The organism is Halobacillus campisalis (genome assembly GCF_030345335.1).
Taxonomy (GTDB): Bacteria; Bacillota; Bacilli; order Bacillales; family Halobacillaceae; genus Halobacillus_A; species Halobacillus_A campisalis.
This window is the reverse complement of record NZ_JAPVRC010000006.1, coordinates 153,254-170,973: the sequence shown is the minus strand read 5'-3', so window position 1 is coordinate 170,973 and position 17,720 is coordinate 153,254. Positions and strand designations below refer to the sequence as shown.

The window sequence follows — 17,720 nt, the reverse complement described above, 5'->3', positions numbered from 1 at the left end:
TTTCTCTCATTAAATTTGAGATGAAGCGTATTCTTTAAGTTTCTCATACTTGTCGATTTCGGAGTGATGCGTTTCGGTTTCAATCCAATTCCATTCACTAGTTGAGATGTTCACGTCTATAGACGCACTGTACACGTTTGTTGCATTCCCTCTTAATTGGATTTTGTAACGTCTATCCGCTTTTTCAACGACACAGTTTACAAGACCACCTTTGTTTATAACGACTATCGGTGTTTCTAAATCGTTAGGCCCAAGAATCGTCGATACTAGAGTAGAAGCTGACATCGCTGTGCCGCAAGCGTTCGTCAAGCCGACTCCTCGTTCAAAGGTTTGTACAAAAATCTTATTTTTTCCAAGGATTTGAACGAAACTTACATTGACTCCTTTAGGAAAAACAGAAGGTGAGTTGTTAGCTTTCTCCCCAATATCGATGAGGTCCTGTTGAACAACCTCATCAACAATCGTGACGATATGCGGATTAGGCACACTTAACGCTGTGAAAGTGAAATCGTGTGAAAGGCCGGGAATTTCTACATCCATCGCCTCCGCCTTCTCGTAATTCATTGGTAAAGTTTCTACCTCAAATGAGACCGGTTCTATGTCTACAGAGAAAGTGTCGATTCCTTTATATATAGGTTCTACTTGCTCCACAGCAAGCACCGCCTTCTCAGTTTCTATATGAATAGAAGCCCGGCCATCGCTCTGGATAATATGACGTGCCACACAACGTAAACCATTTCCACACATTTCAGCTTCGGTACCGTCTGAATTGAACATGCGCATTCTCGCTTCGGCAACATCACTTTTCATAACAAACAGGATTCCGTCTGAGCCTACCCCATTCTTTCTGTCGCATAGCAATACGGAAAGCTGTCTTCGCTCTTCTTCAGAGAATGTGTAGCTATTTGCAATTTCATCAATCAAAATAAAATCATTTCCTGATCCATGACACTTAATAAAATTAATCATTCTTATACTCCCTCTACCTTTTTTATCATTATCATAGCATATTTTACCGCATTATACAGAACGTCGCTTCATGAGCCATAAGAAATAAGGAGCTCCTATTAAAGCTACCAAAATCCCCGAGGGGATCTCATTAGGTGCAAGAAGTGTGCGGCTGAACAAATCAGCCACAACGAGAAGGAATCCTCCAATGAGCATCGTCACGGGAAGCAGCTTCTGATTCGCACTGCCGACAAGTAATCTTGAAAAGTGTGGTGCGATCAGCCCAACAAATCCAATTGAACCTACAGCAGCTACACTGCATGCCGCAAGTAAAGTTGCTAATAAAGCCAATTGAAAACGCACAGAAACTACATGAAGCCCGAGTCCTTTAGCAGCTTCATCCCCTAATGAAAGGACATCTAAGTTTTTAATATAAAAAGCTAATAGTGGAATAAATATCAAAATCGGCCAAAGCAGAAACTGCAATATTTCACTCCACCCTCTAGCATACGTTGTCCCTGACAACCAAGTTAACGCTGAGGCTACTCCTAATTCCGATTGTACGACCATGATTTGTATAAAGGCTGAACCAAAGGCTGAAATCCCTATACCTAACAAAGCTAAAGTCGTAGGATGAAATTCAGCTTTAGCACCTAGAGCCATTACTATCAAGAAAAATACAAAAGCCCCTGTCATCGCCCCAATAGGAACCCAAAAAGCCGAAACACTGAAAAAGTACATCGTTGCAAGTGCGCCAACCCCGGCGCCAGATGTTATTCCAATGACTGACGGGTCTGCCAAAGGGTTTCTTAAGACTCCTTGAAAAATGAGCCCGCTTACGGCAAGGACTGCACCACTTAATAGAGCTACTAGCGAGCGGGGTAACCTGGAATCTATTATGAAATTCTTCATAAATTCATTCGTTCCACCGAACAATGCATTATACGCCACAAGAGGTTCAAAACCGTAGTTCCCTGAAGACATGCTTATAACGACCGCAGCAAGAATTATCACAGACAGAATGGGAATGATTTTCTTCAATGGCAGATTGACTGCGACTTTACCTGCGAGAATTGATCCCGTCTCTTTTGTATTTGAAGCCTGCTTCATCCTGAGGACCAACCAGATCAGCCATGGGGAACCAACGAGAGCAGTAATTGCACCGACCGGCAGCTCAGAAAAGGATGGGTCGATGATTCTCGCTGCAACATCTGCTAATAACAGCACATTAGCTCCCCAGAGGAAAGATCCGATCATTAATGGAAGATGCGTACGGTATCCTATTAATTTAATCAAATGAGGCGCCACAAGTCCTACAAAACCGATAGGCCCAACAACACTTACAGTTACCGAAGTAAGGAGCACAGCTGCTAAAATGGAAACGAACTTTACAGAACGTATATTTTGACCAAGAGCTGTAGCTACGTCATCACCTAACGCTAAAGTATCCAACTTTGGTGCATAGAAAAGCAATAACAGAAAAGCAGCTGCCACAAAAGGCAAGGAAAATTGGACGCCGTTCCAATCGTTCTGTACTAAAGTTCCAGATCCCCATAAAAATAGACCTTGAGTCTCGTTTTCATAAAAAATCTGCAGCATAGATGTGAGAGAAGAGAACAGAAAGGTAACGATCATACCAGCTAATACCATACGAACAGGAGTAGCGTCATTCCCACCAGAAAGTATATATACAAATCCGAATGTGAGAATACCCCCGATAAAGGCCGTGATAATTCCATTAGCGGCCAATGCAAATGGCATATAAATAGTTGTCACGATTACAGCAAAATATGTACCCGAATGAATCCCCAGAGTGCTGGCGGAGGCCAGAGGGTTTTTCGTAACCGTTTGAAGAACTACACCTGAAACGGCGAGAGCTCCACCTGCAAGAATACCAATGACGGCACGAGGGAGTCTAAGAACACGGACGGTATGGTGTTCAATCAGATTAGCTGGATCCACGATAGCTTGAACCACCGTAGATAAGGGTAGAGAAACATTGCCCTGATTAATATGTATAAAAGTCAATAAGCATAATAAGATGCTCCCACCTCCAAAGGTGAGAGCTCCTACTACTACTTTTTTGTATAATTGATTCATCTTCAATCACTACCTTTTACTTGCAGTAATGGGCAGGAAGAATAATATCTCCTGCCCAGATTCTATCAGTATAAGTCATCACTTGTTCGTGGTATGGATTTTAGTCGAACAGGACTAAGTGTTTGTGGCTTACTCACTTTCTCCTTCTTTTTCTAATACGGAATCGACCACTTGCTCAGCTAATACTTCCGCAGACAATGGACCGCCAAATGTCCATGTACTTCCCGGCATTTGATACAGCCTGTCGTTTTTAACAAAATCCAATTCTTCCCATACGGGGTTCCCAGCTAATTGTTCATCAAAAATATTGTCTTCGTCTTGAACGATGTAGAAGAAATTAGAATCTTGATAGTTTTGCAACGTCTCTACCGTAGTTTCAGTATATCCGTAAATTTCCAGTTCTTCAGATTCATAGTCGTTTGTCATTCCAAGCTCACCCATCACGTTAGCTACCATAGAATTATCTGTAAATAGACGCAGTGTAGGAGTGTTTTGCGCAGTAAAGGCTTGGCTGATGACGTAATTCATATCCTCCTGGCCAGCTTCTTCAAGACGGGCTCTCTGCTCTTCAAAGGATTGCTCCATTTTACTTACAGCTTGCTCAGCCTCATCTTCTTTATCAACGGCAGTTGCTACTGTATTGAACTCTTCAAGCATAGCATCGAATTGGTTCTGGGCACTCTCCTCAGAATAAGGAGCAAACATAAGGGTTGGTGCAATCTCCTCTAAATCTTCAGCAATTTCCTCATGACGGAAATCGACTCCGATAATCAAATCCGGTTCAAGACGGGAAATGGCTTCAAGGTTCGGTTCCTGTCTAGTACCTACATCTTCCACTGAATCGCTGAAAGGAATGCCCACATCAACCCAATCTCCATATGAATCAAGATCGGCTACCCCGGTAGGCTCCATGCCTAAAGCTTGCAGTTCTTCTGCGTAGGACCACTCTAGTACAACAACATTTTCTGGTGTGCCTTCAATTGTTTTTTCACCCGTTGCGTCCTCCACTGTCACCGATCTTGTTTCGTTCTCTGAAGATGTTTCATTTTCCGTTTCTTCCTCGTTATCACCGCTGCACGCAGCTAAAATCATTATGGATAAAATAAAAAGTAACATTAAAAGCTTTTTCATCAACTCTCTACCCTTCTGTATTAGATTAAGTCAACTCCAGATCGTTACAATATGTATATCAAAATCAAAGCCAACTTTTAAATGATAAGGATTATCATTATCAAAATGATATCGAAACCTTTATATCATGTCAATAAAAATGTTTGTTTGGGGGAGAAGTTCGAAAGTTGATTCTTATGTTTTCATATATAAGCTCCGTATTCTTCAAGACTTAGTTTCGATACATTCAGGGAGTTTCCATTACTTAGAATAGAGATAGAAGGTCCGGGAAATCACTCACTTTCCATGGGCGTACGGTGAGCTTCCTCGGGCTAACGCCCTCCGGGATCTCACCATGTACTGTCATCCCATCTCTTAGACGTAAATTAGTCTAGAGCCGTAAACGAGTTCATAAATATTATGGGAGACTATTCAGCTCCAGCGCTTAGCGGCTACTGAGACTTCCTTCACTTCTGTACAATAAGTCAACATCGAATCACTCTGTTCTTCGTGTTTCCTTTATCTCCGCCAGCTCAGTCCAGTCCATACACCGCTGAACGAAGCGCTTCCGCTTTTACAAAAGGAGTCTCGCAATTTCCCGGACCTTCTTGCGTTTGTAAGAATAACGGAAACATTTTATGAATGGCTTCACGAAAAATTACAGCGTTTTAGTGAAAAAAAGTTTCTAGGCAAATCAAGAAATATCCGAAAACTAAAACCGACTCTAATTCAAGCCTTAGATTTGTTTGGTGTGAGAGGTGGGAGAAGGAAAGCGAGTAGTTTCCCTACCATCCCTGACTCTTAATTCGGCAACGAACCACGGTTATCTTGAATTTGAGTATTCTACAATCCTTCTTTATTGTTGAATTACTCTCTTATGAACTTCAACAACCACCTTTAACATAGCCTCACAAAAAAAACGCCGATCCCATTTGACCGGCGCCTTCATCCTCATCTTTCTTAAACCATGACCATTCTCTTTGTAGTAGCTAGCTGTTGAACGTGTGGTAATCTGGAAACATCCATGTTTCCGCCACTTACAACAACACCGCACTTCTTACCAGCCAAAGCAGGCTTTTGAGCTAAAACTGCTGCAAGAGCAGTTGCTCCTGCGCCCTCAACAAGTGTCTTCTCTCTCTCAAGAAGTTTCATAATGGAATCAGCAATTTGCTGTTCGTCGACTGTGACGATAGCATCCACATACTTACGGATATAATGGAACGTTTTTGTTCCATGCTGCTTAACAGCTATACCATCAGCAATCGTTGAAACAGAGTTCAATTTTTTTGGTCCACACTTATAATAAGAGTTGAACGTAGATGGTGCCCTTTCCGATTGAACACCTACTACTTTAATGTCAGGCTTCAACTGCTTCGCCGCATAAGCGATACCGGCAATTAATCCCCCTCCACCGATAGGCACAACAATCGTATCTAAATCGGGCTGTTCCTGAAGCATTTCAACAGCTACAGTAGCTTGGCCAGCCATCACGTCCACGTCATCAAAAGGATGGATAAAAGTGGCTCCACAGCGCTTTTGCTCTTCCATGGCTGCTGCATAGGCTTCCTGGAAAGATTCACCTGTAAGGACAGTTTTCGCTCCATAAGCTTGAGTTGCTTGCACTTTAGCTTGAGGAGTCGCCTCCGGCATAAAGATTTGTGCAGGAATTCCGCGTTTAGAAGCAGCTAAGGCTACTCCTTGTGCGTGATTTCCTGCAGAGGCAGCAATTACACCACATGCCGCTTCTTCTTCAGTCAGCTGGGAGACTTTGAAAGAAGCTCCTCTCACTTTAAATGCACCTGTCTTCTGCTGGTTCTCCATCTTCAAGTACACTTGCTGTCCCGTGCACTGATTGAATGTTTCAGAGGTTTTAAACGGTGTTTGATGCACCACATCGTTTAATTGTTCTTTGGCTTCAAAGACTTTAGCTAGCGTTAAGAAATCCCCAACGTCTTCACTCCTTGTTTTTTTATTTGGCTTTTTCTGTTTCATATTGATCAATGGCTTCAGCATAATTCAACGTCACAGATATTTCATCCCAGCCATTTAACAACATATCTTTATGATAAGGTTGAATATCAAATGCTGATACTAAACCATGATCACTTTTAACAAGTTGATTGACGAGATCTACGCCAATCATTACTTTTTCTTCTTTTGCCTGGTTTAGAAGGTCATTCACTTCATGACGAGGCAGGACTATCGGTAAAATACCATTTTTAAAGCAATTATTATAAAAGATATCCGCAAAACTTGTGGCGATTACAACCTTGAAGCCATAATCCTGTATGGCCCAGGGGGCATGCTCACGTGATGAGCCGCAGCCAAAGTTCTCACCACCCACTAGAACCGTTGCTTCTTTATACATCGGATCATTCAGGGAGAAATCTTCACGTAGAGACCCATCGTCGTTAAATCTCCAATTGTAAAAAAGAAATTGCCCAAACCCTTGACGTTCTATCCGTTTCAGGAACTGTTTTGGGATAATTTGGTCGGTATCGACATTTGAACGATCAAGCGGGTAAATTAACCCTTCGTGTTGTTTAATAGGCTCCATAAATTACCCTCCTACTGTCGCGCCAAATTTTCTGACGTCTACAAAAGTTCCTTCAATCGCTGCAGCAGCAGCCATTTCAGGGCTGACCAGGTGTGTCCTTGCTCCATTTCCCTGGCGCCCTTCGAAGTTACGATTTGATGTGGATGCACAGCGTTCTCCTGGAGGAACTATATCATCATTCATAGCCAGACACATGCTGCAGCCTGCGTCGCGCCACTCGAATCCAGCGGTTAGAAAGATTGTATCCAAACCTTCTGCTTCTGCTTGTTGTTTTACAGAGTGTGATCCAGGAACTACGATTGCTGTAACATCCTTGTGGACTTTACCGCCTTTTACAATTTCAGCTGCTTTTCTCAAATCACTGATACGTGAGTTCGTGCAAGACCCTATAAAAACGTGTTCAATAGGGATGGATTGTATCTCCTGATTCGCTTCCAGTCCCATATAATCAAGCGCTCTCTGGATGCTGTCTTGTTCCTGAGCATCATCCAGTACCGATGGATCAGGCGTTTTAGCTCCTACTGGAACACATTGAGATGGATTCGTTCCCCATGTAACCTGGGGTTCCACTTTAGAAGCATTGATTTCTACGTGAGCGTCGTATTCAGCTCCAGGATCCGTAGCCAATGATTTCCACTCTTCAGCCGCAGCTTCAAATTCTTCATCTTTCGGTGCATGACGTTTTCCGCGCAAATATTCAACAGTTGTATCATCCGGGCTGATCAGACCAGCTCGGGCACCTGCTTCAATTGACATGTTGCAGATTGTCATCCGTTCTTCCATCGAAAGTTTGCGAATGGCCTCTCCAGTATATTCCACAACATAACCGGTCCCAAACCGTACACCGAATTTAGCAATGATCGCCAATATCAAGTCTTTTGCAGTCACACCAGTACCAAGCTCTCCGTCTACTTTAACTTGCAGCGTCTTTGGAGTCGCCTGCCATAGAGATTGAGTCGCAAGTACATGCTCTACTTCACTCGTTCCTATCCCAAAAGCCAAGGCACCGAATGCACCATGAGTAGACGTATGACTATCTCCGCATACAATTGTTTTACCAGGCTGGGTCAAACCGAGCTGCGGCCCGATAATATGCACTATTCCTTGATCAGGGTGATTTATATCGGCAAGAGGAATCCCGAACTCTTCACAATTTTGTTCTAATGTGTCCATTTGTTTCTTTGAGATTTGATCTTTAATGATATGACGATGACGGGTGGGAACATTATGATCCATTGTCGCGAACGTACGGTCTGGACGACGTACCTTTCGCTTTTTCATTCTCAGGCCTTCGAAGGCCTGAGGAGAAGTAACTTCGTGGACCAAATGCAAATCAATATAAATCAGCTCTGGTTTACCTTCTTCTTTATGAATGACATGCTGATCCCATATTTTTTCTACAATCGTTTTAGGTCGCCCCATTTTCGGCCTCTCCTTTCTCTATGCGTAACACCTCATGATGTCATCTGTCGTATCGTTTGAAGTCATCTGTTCAGAGACTTTTTTAGCTAATTCGCTTCCGCTAACTTGCGTTCCATCTTTCACCTTCAGATCCGCCGTATGATACTTGTCATTTAATACAGACTGTACGGCAGATTCGATTTCATCTGCTTCTACACTCATATTAAATGAATGACGCAGCATCATGGCAGCGGACAAGATGGTTGCCAAAGGATTGGCTTTATCTTGCCCAGCGATATCCGGCGCGGATCCATGGACCGGCTCATATAAACCTAATCCATCCTGTCGGATACTTGCTGAAGGAAGCATTCCAAGCGAACCTGTCAAAACGGAAGCTTCATCACTTAAAATATCACCGAACATGTTTTCAGTAACAATCACATCAAAGTATGCCGGATTCGTGACGAGTTTCATTGCTGCAGCATCCACCAGCATATGTTCAACTTCAACATCAGGATGCTCTTGTTTCTTTTCTTCAACAACTTCTCTCCACATTCTGCTGGACTCCAGCACATTCGCCTTATCTACAGATGTGAGTTTGTTTCTGCGAACTTTGGCGCTTTTGAATGATTGATCAACGATTCGCTCGATTTCACTACGAGAATAGGCTAGTGTATCCACGACATCCTGGCCGTTGTTTCGTCGTTCACTAGGTTCCCCGAAATAGAGTCCGCCCGTTAACTCTCTTACAATAAGCAAATCACTACCGCCTACAACTTCCGGTTTTAGAGGTGAAGCATGAAGCAAAGAATCAAATCCTTTTACAGGACGAAGGTTAGCGAATAAACCAAGCTGTTTACGGATTCCAAGCAAACCTTTCTCTGGTCGCATGTGTCCAGGGAGATCATCCCATTTCGGTCCGCCTACAGCACCGAGCAAGATGCCGTCTGCTTTTCTGCAAGCTGCAACTGTATCTTCCGGAAGAGGGGTGCCTTGGTTATCAATGGCTGACCCGCCAATTTCATGTGTTTCAAATGTAAAATTATGACCGAATTTTGCAGCTACGGTCTCTAGAACACCTTTAGCTGCATTAGTTACTTCTGGACCGATGCCATCACCAGGCAATATTACGATATGCTTTTCCATACCTTTCCCCTCCTATAGTTGGACTTCTTTCACATGATTCGTTTGACTTGAATGGAGTGTTCGGTTGACTGCGTTTAAGAATGCGTGAGCTGAAGCTTCAAGGACGTCTTGAGCAGATCCGCGTCCTGATGCTTTTTTACCATTAACAGTTAATTGGACGTATACCTCAGCTAAAGCATCTCTGCCTTTTCCAATTGAACTCAATTGATAATCTTGTAAATGGACTTCTTCATCCAGCAAATCATCTAACGTATTGTAGATCGCCTCTACACTTCCTTCGCCCGTTCCAGCTTTTTCTGCTTCTTTTCCATCAGGACGAGTCAGCAAGATAGTAGCTGTGGGACGATTGACACTTCCATATTGCACTTGAAAAGCTTTTAGTTCATATTTAGGAACATCTTCATTCTCTGTTTGTTTATCTGTAAGAATAGCGAACAAATCTTCATCCGTTACTTCCTTCTTCTTACCGGTTAAGTCTTTAAAAGAACTGAAGGCCTCTTTTAATTTAGCTTCCGATAATTCGAACCCGAATGATTCCGCTTTTTGCTTGAAAGCGTGCCGACCTGAATGTTTGCCAAGCACGAGATTATTAGATTCGATTCCTACCATATTCGGTGTGATGATTTCATACGTGGTAGCCTCTTTAAGAACACCGTCCTGGTGAATTCCTGATTCATGGGCAAAGGCGTTTCGTCCTACTACCGCCTTGTTTCCTGGCACCTGCATACCTGTAAGCTTGCTCACAAGATCACTTGTACGCTTGATTTCTTTAAGCACCAAACCTGTTTGGAAATCATATCGATCTTTACGAATTTCCAGAGCGACTGAAATTTCTTCCAATGCTGCATTACCAGCACGTTCACCGATGCCGTTAATAGTACCTTCAATCTGGCCGGCACCTGCTTCAATTGCTGAAAGTGAGTTACTTACCGCCATCCCGAGGTCATCGTGACAGTGAGCTGAAAGTATGACACCTTCTGAATTACGGACGTTTTCTCGTACATATTTGAAAAGTTTCGCATATTCATCAGGGGTCGTGTAACCTACCGTATCAGGAAGATTGATAACGTCTGCACCTGCTTCAATTACTTTTTCAATAATATGAACGAGGAAGTCGTAATCAGAACGAGTCGCGTCCTCGGCTGACCACTGTACGTGTGGGAACTTCTGCTTAGCATAAGCTACGGATTCCACTGCCGTTTCAACAACTTCTTCGGGGGTTTTTTTCAGCTTGTGGGTCATGTGGATAGGAGAAGTAGCCAAAAAGATGTGAATTCTTGGCTCTGCTCCTCCTTTTAGAGCTTCCCAAGCTGAGTCGATATCGCTCTTGAACGAACGTGCCAACCCAGTCACTGAACAGTTACGGACCGTATCTGCGATTTCTTTTACTGCATTGAAATCTTCTTGGGAGGAAGCAGGAAAACCTGCTTCCATAATATCCACACCAAAACGCTCTAATTGTTTAGCAATCTCAATTTTTTCAAGACGATTCAAGTTTACGCCAGCTGACTGTTCGCCATCTCTAAGGGTGGTATCAAACACATTAACGCGAGCCATGGGAGACCACATCCTTTTCTTTTGATTGAGGTTTCTTAACAAAAGGCATTAATTCGCGTAATTCTTTACCCACCTTCTCAATTTGATGATTGTTTTCTAAAGCATTTGTCGCGTTGAATTCAGGACGGTTCACTTGGTTTTCAATGATCCAGCCTTTTGCGAATTTACCAGTTTGGATATCGGATAGCACATCTTTCATACGAGCTTTAGTATCTTCATTGATAACGCGCGGTCCGGATACGAAATCACCCCATTGCGCTGTATCGGAGATAGAATAACGCATGCCTTCAAGTCCGCCTTCGTACATAAGGTCAACGATCAATTTCAGTTCGTGCATACATTCGAAGTAAGCAACTTCAGGCTGATATCCAGCTTCAGTAAGTGTTTCAAATCCTGCTTTTACAAGGCTTGACAGCCCGCCGCAAAGTACAGCCTGCTCCCCAAATAGATCCGTTTCTGTTTCTTCTTGGAAAGACGTTTCAAGAACTCCTGCGCGTCCTCCTCCGATTCCTTTAGCATAAGCTAAAGCTACTTCACGAGCTTCACCAGTTACATCCTGCTCAACTCCGAATAAAGCGGGAACACCTGCACCCTCTTCAAATGTACGGCGTACAAGATGACCTGGACCTTTAGGAGCAACAAGGAAAACATCGACATTGCTCGGAGGTACAACCTGGTTGAAATGAACATTAAACCCGTGAGCAAAAGCTAAAGCAGCTCCATCCTTCAGATTCGGTTTGATTTCCTCTTCGAAAACTTTAGGCTGATGTTCGTCTGGAAGAAGAACCATCACTACATCAGATTCTGCAACAGCTTCCGCTACACTTTTAACTTCAAGTCCGTCTTCTTCAGCTTTATCCCAGGACTTCCCTTTTCTTAGTCCTACCACGACATTATAGCCGCTTTCCTTCAAGTTCTGTGCGTGCGCATGACCCTGTGAACCGTAACCTACAACTGAAACTTTTTTGTTTTTTAGTACCTCATCTTGGATATCATTGTGATAATAAACTTTAGCCATTATAATCTTCCTTTCAAATGTGAGTTATTTTAGTAATGAATATGATTTGATTTCTGCTACTTGAGGTTGGTGCCCTCTTGTGAAGGCAGTTAACCCCGTCCTTGCAAGTTCTTTGATTCCATAAGGTCTTAGAAGATCGATCAAAGCATCAACTTTGTCTGAATTTCCAGTAACTTGAACCGTCATGCTTTCACGGCTTACATCAATTACGGTTGCCCTGAACGGTTCAATAATACTTTGGATCTCGCTGCGTATTTGTGGGTTGCTGATAACTTTCACCATTGCCAGCTCTCTAGCTACAATCGCTTTATCAGTAATATCGGAAACTTTCAATACATCAATCTGTTTATTGAGCTGTTTCGTCAGCTGTTCCAACTTCCGTTCATCTTCAACTTCCACGACGAACGTCATTTTTGATACACCTTCCGTCTCTGTTCTCCCAACGGAAATACTTTCGATATTAAACTGCCGCTTCGACAGCAGTCCCGTCACCCGGTTCAAAACACCACTCCGGTTGTGAACGATCGCTGTTACAATTCGTTTCATCGTGTCACCCCTATCATTTCATGAAGTCCTTTGCCGGGAGCAATCATCGGATAAACATTTTCCATTTGCATGACACGGCAATCTATAACGGCTGGGTTCGGATCATTCAATACCTCAGGCAGTACTTTCTCCAAATCTTCTTTTGTTTCCAACTTATAGCCTTGTATCTCATAACTCTCTGCCAACTTAACAAAATCAGGTTGTGATTGGGCGAGCGAATGAGAATAACGTCCCTCGTAGAATTTTTCCTGCCATTGTCTTACCATACCTAGTGCTTCATTATTAACAATAACGATTTTGACTGGAATTTTCCTCTCCTGTAAAAGAGACAGTTCCTGCATCGTCATTTGGAATCCACCATCTCCGACGACCGCTACCACGCTCGCTTCTGGCTCAGCTAATTGGGCACCGATGGCGGCAGGAAAACCGAAGCCCATCGTACCTAAACCACCTGAAGTAACCCATTTGTTCGGCTGATGGAAACTGTAGTACTGAGCCGCCCACATTTGGTGCTGCCCTACGTCAGTAGTTACGATTGACTCTCCTTGAGTATAGGCATGGATTTTTTTCATTAACCATTGTGGCGATATCTTATCCTCATAATCATCGTGCCAAAGCGGATACTCACTCTTATTAGAACTAGTTTTTTCTATCCAGTCTTTATGATCCAACTGAGAAACAGTTCGATTATTCAGTGCTTGAAGCGCTGCTTTCGCATCCGACACGATCGGTAGGGAAGTCGGAACGTTTTTGCCGATTTCAGCTGGGTCAATATCGATATGAGCCACTTTCGCATTAGGTGCAAAGTGCTCCAGGTTACCCGTCAAACGATCATCGAACCGCGCTCCGATATTAATTAACAAGTCACATTCGTAAAGTGCCATGTTCGCGGAATACGTTCCATGCATACCGCCCATCCCGAGAGAAAGTTTGTCACTCCCTGAGAAACCTCCCAGGCCAAGCAGTGTAGTAACTACCGGGATATTATAATTTTTAGCGAAACTCGCCAAATCTTCCGAACCTTTCGAATGTATGACTCCTGCACCAGACAATATTACTGGTTTCTTCGACTGTAGAATAGCTTCATGCAGTTTATTAATCTGTATTGGATTCGGGCGAACATTCGGCTGGTATCCAGGCAAGTGGAAAGTGGAATCTACTTCTGCCTCATGAACGGTGGACGAAATATCTTTGGGAATATCTACAACTACCGGACCAGGTCTTCCTGTCGTTGCTATATGAAAAGCTTCCTTCACAACTCGAGGCAGCTCTTCAATCTGTTGCACTTGGTAATTATGCTTAGTGATTGGAGTAGTGATCCCCATCACATCTGACTCCTGAAAAGCGTCAGTACCAATAACTCCTTTAGCCACCTGACCTGTAAAAATAACGACCGGCAGGGAATCCATCATCGCATCGGCAATGCCTGTAATTAAGTTTGTAGCTCCAGGACCTGATGTACCGATGACCACACCAGGTCGACCAGAAACTCTCGCGTAACCTTCCGCTGCATGAATAGCACCTTGCTCGTGACGCGGCAATACATGGTCAAAGGATCCCTCAGCACGATAGATTGCGTCATAAATCGGGAGAACCGCTCCTCCTGGGTATCCGAATAAAGTATCAACACCCTGTTCAATCAATGAATCTACCAACAAATCTGCACCTGTACGAGGTGCTGAATTCACCTTTCGAGTTGCTTCAGCCTTCATTTTTTAATCCCTCCTATGTTTCACTTAAATATAAAAAGACCTTTTCGTCCTCAATTCCTCTACAAAAAAAGATACTTGTAGAAAGAAAGGAGGGGCGAAAAGGTCTTGGATCTTCCACGGTACCACCCTCATTTACGTACATTTCGTACGCCTCTTGGAGCTCTATTAAATCAAGCTCACGTTTTGATAACAGGTGCTTTGGTACACCTGATCCCACCTACTAGCTATCGCGTTCAGTCGGGACACTCAAGGATGATGTCGGAAATAAGCGGCAATTCCGGGCTTCCAGCAACCCCGGCTCTCTGTAAAAGCCTGATCTTATTCCTTTATTCCTGTCTTCGAGTTAATTTTATAAAATTATAATTAGCTGACTTGTGCTTTTTCTTTAGATGGATAGACCTGATGTCCATCGGTAGTTGTTACTTTTCTGAATTCTGATAATAGATGGTTAGTCACAGCTCCAGGTGATCCGTCTCCAACTTTACGTTGATCCACTTCTACTACAGCGATAACTTCTGCTGCTGTACCTGTTAAAAATACTTCATCAGCTACATAGACATCATGTCTTGTGAATGGTTCCTGTTTCACCTTATAGCCATGCTCCTCTGCAAGGTCAATTATTGCATTTCGGGTGATTCCTTCAAGAGCACCTAAATAAACAGGCGGTGTATAAATCGTTCCGTTTTTCACAATAAAAATATTGTCTGCTGATCCTTCTGTCACATATCCTTGATCATTTAACATAAGTGCCTCATCTACGCCTGCTTGATTTGCTTCCATTTTCACTAAGATATTATTTAAATAGTTTAAGGATTTAACTTGAGGTGGTAAAACATCCGGCCGGTTTCTTCTGCTTGATACAGATGCAAGTCGGACACCACGTTCATATAATTCTTTAGGAAATAAAGCAAGTGCTTCAGCAATGACAACCACTCGAGGATTTGAACAGCTCGCTGGGTCAAGACCAAGATTTCCGGTCCCTCTCGAGACGACAACCCTGATGTAGGCTGTTTCCAGCTTATTTTTGCGGACAGTCTCTGCAATAATCTGCTCCAATTCCTCCTTTTCGTATGGAATGTGAAGCATGATTGATTTCGCTGAATCAAAGAGGCGTTTCAAATGTTCGTCTAATTTGTAGATGTTGCCTTCGTAAACACGAATGCCTTCGAACACACCATCTCCATAAAGGAAACCATGGTCATAGACGCTTACAACAGCCTCATTTTTATCAACGTATTCTCCGCTTAAATAAATCCACTGGTTGCTCATTAAAAGCACTCCTTTCTTTTTAGATTTGTCTAATATACATATTAAAGTTTGGGTGACCCGGTGCAGGCATGCACTCCTGCACCAAAGGGTCAAAAGGTCGATCTTTCCACATGAATCAACTTGCGCGGCCATTGGTTTTTGGGATGCGTTATAGTTGATTGAGGACTACTTTAAACCCATTCCGGGAAAAGGTCAACAGGTTTTCAATAAGTTTTCTGACTAATTAGATTATTGAATAAATTTAGAAAGCGTTTTCATTCAGGCTACACTTGTTCTCAAGCCCTTTTCACATAATTTCTTTTTTTCTTTTTTATCTGAAAAATGAAGGACTAATGTTGCAATAAAGCTGATTATCACCTTTTATAAGCGTATTTCACCTCCTGGAGATTATCCTGTAATAAGTCTTTGTTTACTAGGATGAATAAATAAAGGTCGAACAATCTGTCTAGTATAACTAGCGCTTCACGTACTATTTAAGATATATTAAATAATTCTATTGATAAGAACAATAATACACCTGCAAAATATTGCACAGTTAAGGGCTCAAGTTTTACTTTTTTTTATAATCCCTCTATAGATCCGTTACAAAATAGTTAAAATCATCAAAGACTACTTAATAGTTTCCTCTATAATTAATAGGGTATGATTCGCATAAATAATCATCAGCAGTGGATGAATAATGATCAGCTTATGAATCTTCTCTAATTATTGAAAAAACCAGAAATAGTTGAAGTAGGTAAATTCATAGATATGCTATTGATTAAATGGTGATATATTTTTGTTATATTAATAAGGAAGAAAGTGATATTTATATAGAAGAAAAGCATACTTATTCACAAGTTATAAAAATCAATTTCTCATATATTTCTATAAAACTCGTAATACACATACGTGCAAAAATATGCAAATAAAAAGATGCTTGAATTCACTCGGATTCAAGCATCTTTCAAATATATAAATTCATCAGCAAGTATACACTATGAGCGTCAGCATCGTATTAGCAGACCGCAGACCTTTAAAATTCATAGTTCACTACTGAAGGATATGAAAATTAAATATAATTCAGTCGAATTGGCCCAATTTTTAATTCTAAATCAAATTTCTTTCTCCTTAGAATGTTCGCAGCTAAACTTATTCATCCTTTAAAGCTGTAACAAGGACTTCCCTTGATTCCTGTTTTCACTTTAAAAACTCCTCCTGCCTTGGGGTATCTTTCTAAATCCTCTTCTGACATCCCTTTCCTGGCTGTCGTAACGTATAATTCGTCTAAATTCTCTCCTCCAAAAGTGCACGAAGTGACGTTAACTGCTGGAATTTCGATAAAATCAAGCTGTTCACCTGTATGAGGGTTCCAACGGGATACTCCATAGCCGGCAAAGTGTGCAATCCACAACATACCTTCCTCATCAATCGTCATACCATCCGGATGACCGATTCCTTCCGGGAACTGAACCGCTACTTCTGGATTTGTAATTTCACCTGTATTTACCTCATATTCATATTGAAAAACTTTCCCTGTCGGAGTGTCTATAAAATACATGAAACGTTGATCTGGAGACCAAGCTAACCCATTTGAAATCCCCACATTATCAATTTTTTTCTCTACTTTTAAATCTTTTTGAAGACAATACAGGGCCCCTGTCGTGGACTCCTCCGCCAGATCCATCGTTCCTGCCCAAAAACGTCCGGCTGGATCGCATTTTCCATCGTTGAACCTGTTCATAGGGAGATGATTCTCTGGATCGGCAATAGGTGCCAAAGATTCTTTTTCCCAATTGAGATAATAGAAACCTTTCTGTAAGGCGACAACCAAGCCTCCTTGCTCCCGGGGCACAACCGCTCCTACGTAGCTGTCGAGCTGAATATATTCAATTTCTCTTGTTTCTGGAACGTACTTTCCGATCCTTTTTTCCAAAATATCAACCCAATAAAATACATCTGCATGGCGATCCCAGCATGGACCTTCTCCTAAAGTCGCTTGACTATTTACAACTAATTCAACATACATATGTAAAAAACTCCTTTAATCAGTTATTTAACTCCATTCTAGATATAGGCGTCTAAACCCTTTTCAATTTAAAATAAAATTTAATTCCTTTCTTGCCCTTGTCAAAACATTTCCAGTAGTGTACATTAGGATGAAAGAATTTTATAAATATTAAATCTCTTATCAAGAGAGGCAGAGGGACTGGCCCGTCGAAGCCTCAGCAACCACTGGTTCAACCAGCAAGGTGCTAACTCCAGCAAACCGAATGATCGATTGTGGTTTGGAAGATAAGAAGAAGAGCTAATAAAGCGCAAAAGTCTTCTTCTTATGAGGGAGACTTTTTTTGATATCTAAATTTGTTTTAAAGGG

13 protein-coding genes and 1 riboswitch are annotated in these 17,720 nt (G+C 42.2%); all 13 genes read right to left on the bottom strand.

All coding sequences use genetic code 11. The features are described 5' to 3' along the window. Positions 1-9 precede the first annotated feature (9 nt). Positions 10-969 (bottom strand): diaminopimelate epimerase, encoded by a 960-nt coding sequence (gene dapF / locus O2Q26_RS13710; RefSeq protein ID WP_289216428.1) that lies wholly within the window; start codon positions 967-969, stop codon positions 10-12. Between the two features lie 51 nt (positions 970-1,020). Then, entirely contained in the window at positions 1,021-3,048 is a 2,028-nt protein-coding gene (locus O2Q26_RS13705) for an iron ABC transporter permease (protein WP_289216427.1), read from the bottom strand. 129 nt (positions 3,049-3,177) lie between these two features. Then, positions 3,178-4,179: an ABC transporter substrate-binding protein gene (locus O2Q26_RS13700; protein ID WP_289216426.1), complete on the bottom strand. Its 1,002-nt coding sequence runs from the start codon at positions 4,177-4,179 to the stop codon at positions 3,178-3,180. A gap of 939 nt (positions 4,180-5,118) precedes the next feature. Next, positions 5,119-6,171 carry a threonine ammonia-lyase gene (ilvA, locus tag O2Q26_RS13695; RefSeq protein ID WP_434221040.1) on the bottom strand — a complete coding sequence of 351 codons (1,053 nt, stop codon included), beginning with the start codon at positions 6,169-6,171 and terminating at the stop codon, positions 5,119-5,121. Continuing rightward, on the bottom strand, positions 6,128-6,715 hold the full coding sequence (gene leuD, locus O2Q26_RS13690) for a 3-isopropylmalate dehydratase small subunit (protein ID WP_390216664.1): 588 nt from the start codon (positions 6,713-6,715) through the stop codon (positions 6,128-6,130). Before leuD ends, ilvA begins: the two co-directional genes overlap by 44 nt. 3 nt (positions 6,716-6,718) lie before the next feature. After that, complete coding sequence (gene leuC / locus O2Q26_RS13685) at positions 6,719-8,137, bottom strand: 3-isopropylmalate dehydratase large subunit (protein ID WP_289216425.1); 1,419 nt, start codon at positions 8,135-8,137, stop codon at positions 6,719-6,721. Between the two features lie 18 nt (positions 8,138-8,155). After that, entirely contained in the window at positions 8,156-9,262 is a 1,107-nt protein-coding gene (leuB, locus tag O2Q26_RS13680; RefSeq protein ID WP_289216424.1) for a 3-isopropylmalate dehydrogenase, read from the bottom strand. Positions 9,263-9,274: 12 nt separating this feature from the next. Next, positions 9,275-10,819, bottom strand: a complete 1,545-nt coding sequence (locus O2Q26_RS13675) for a 2-isopropylmalate synthase (protein WP_289216423.1) — start codon at positions 10,817-10,819, stop codon at positions 9,275-9,277. Continuing rightward, positions 10,806-11,837 carry a ketol-acid reductoisomerase gene (gene ilvC / locus O2Q26_RS13670; protein WP_289216422.1) on the bottom strand — a complete coding sequence of 344 codons (1,032 nt, stop codon included), beginning with the start codon at positions 11,835-11,837 and terminating at the stop codon, positions 10,806-10,808. The genes O2Q26_RS13675 and ilvC overlap by 14 nt, the downstream gene beginning before the upstream one ends. A 24-nt stretch (positions 11,838-11,861) precedes the next feature. After that, entirely contained in the window at positions 11,862-12,383 is a 522-nt protein-coding gene (gene ilvN / locus O2Q26_RS13665) for an acetolactate synthase small subunit (protein WP_253935862.1), read from the bottom strand. Further along, entirely contained in the window at positions 12,380-14,095 is a 1,716-nt protein-coding gene (gene ilvB / locus O2Q26_RS13660) for a biosynthetic-type acetolactate synthase large subunit (protein ID WP_289216421.1), read from the bottom strand. The genes ilvN and ilvB overlap by 4 nt, the downstream gene beginning before the upstream one ends. Positions 14,096-14,458: 363 nt before the next feature. Beyond that, positions 14,459-15,364 carry a branched-chain-amino-acid transaminase gene (gene ilvE / locus O2Q26_RS13655; protein ID WP_253935864.1) on the bottom strand — a complete coding sequence of 302 codons (906 nt, stop codon included), beginning with the start codon at positions 15,362-15,364 and terminating at the stop codon, positions 14,459-14,461. 1,135 nt (positions 15,365-16,499) lie between these two features. Further along, complete coding sequence (locus O2Q26_RS13650; RefSeq protein WP_289216420.1) at positions 16,500-17,372, bottom strand: SMP-30/gluconolactonase/LRE family protein; 873 nt, start codon at positions 17,370-17,372, stop codon at positions 16,500-16,502. A 156-nt stretch (positions 17,373-17,528) separates the two neighbouring features. After that, positions 17,529-17,645, top strand: a riboswitch (SAM riboswitch). The last annotated feature ends 75 nt before the right edge of the window (positions 17,646-17,720 follow it).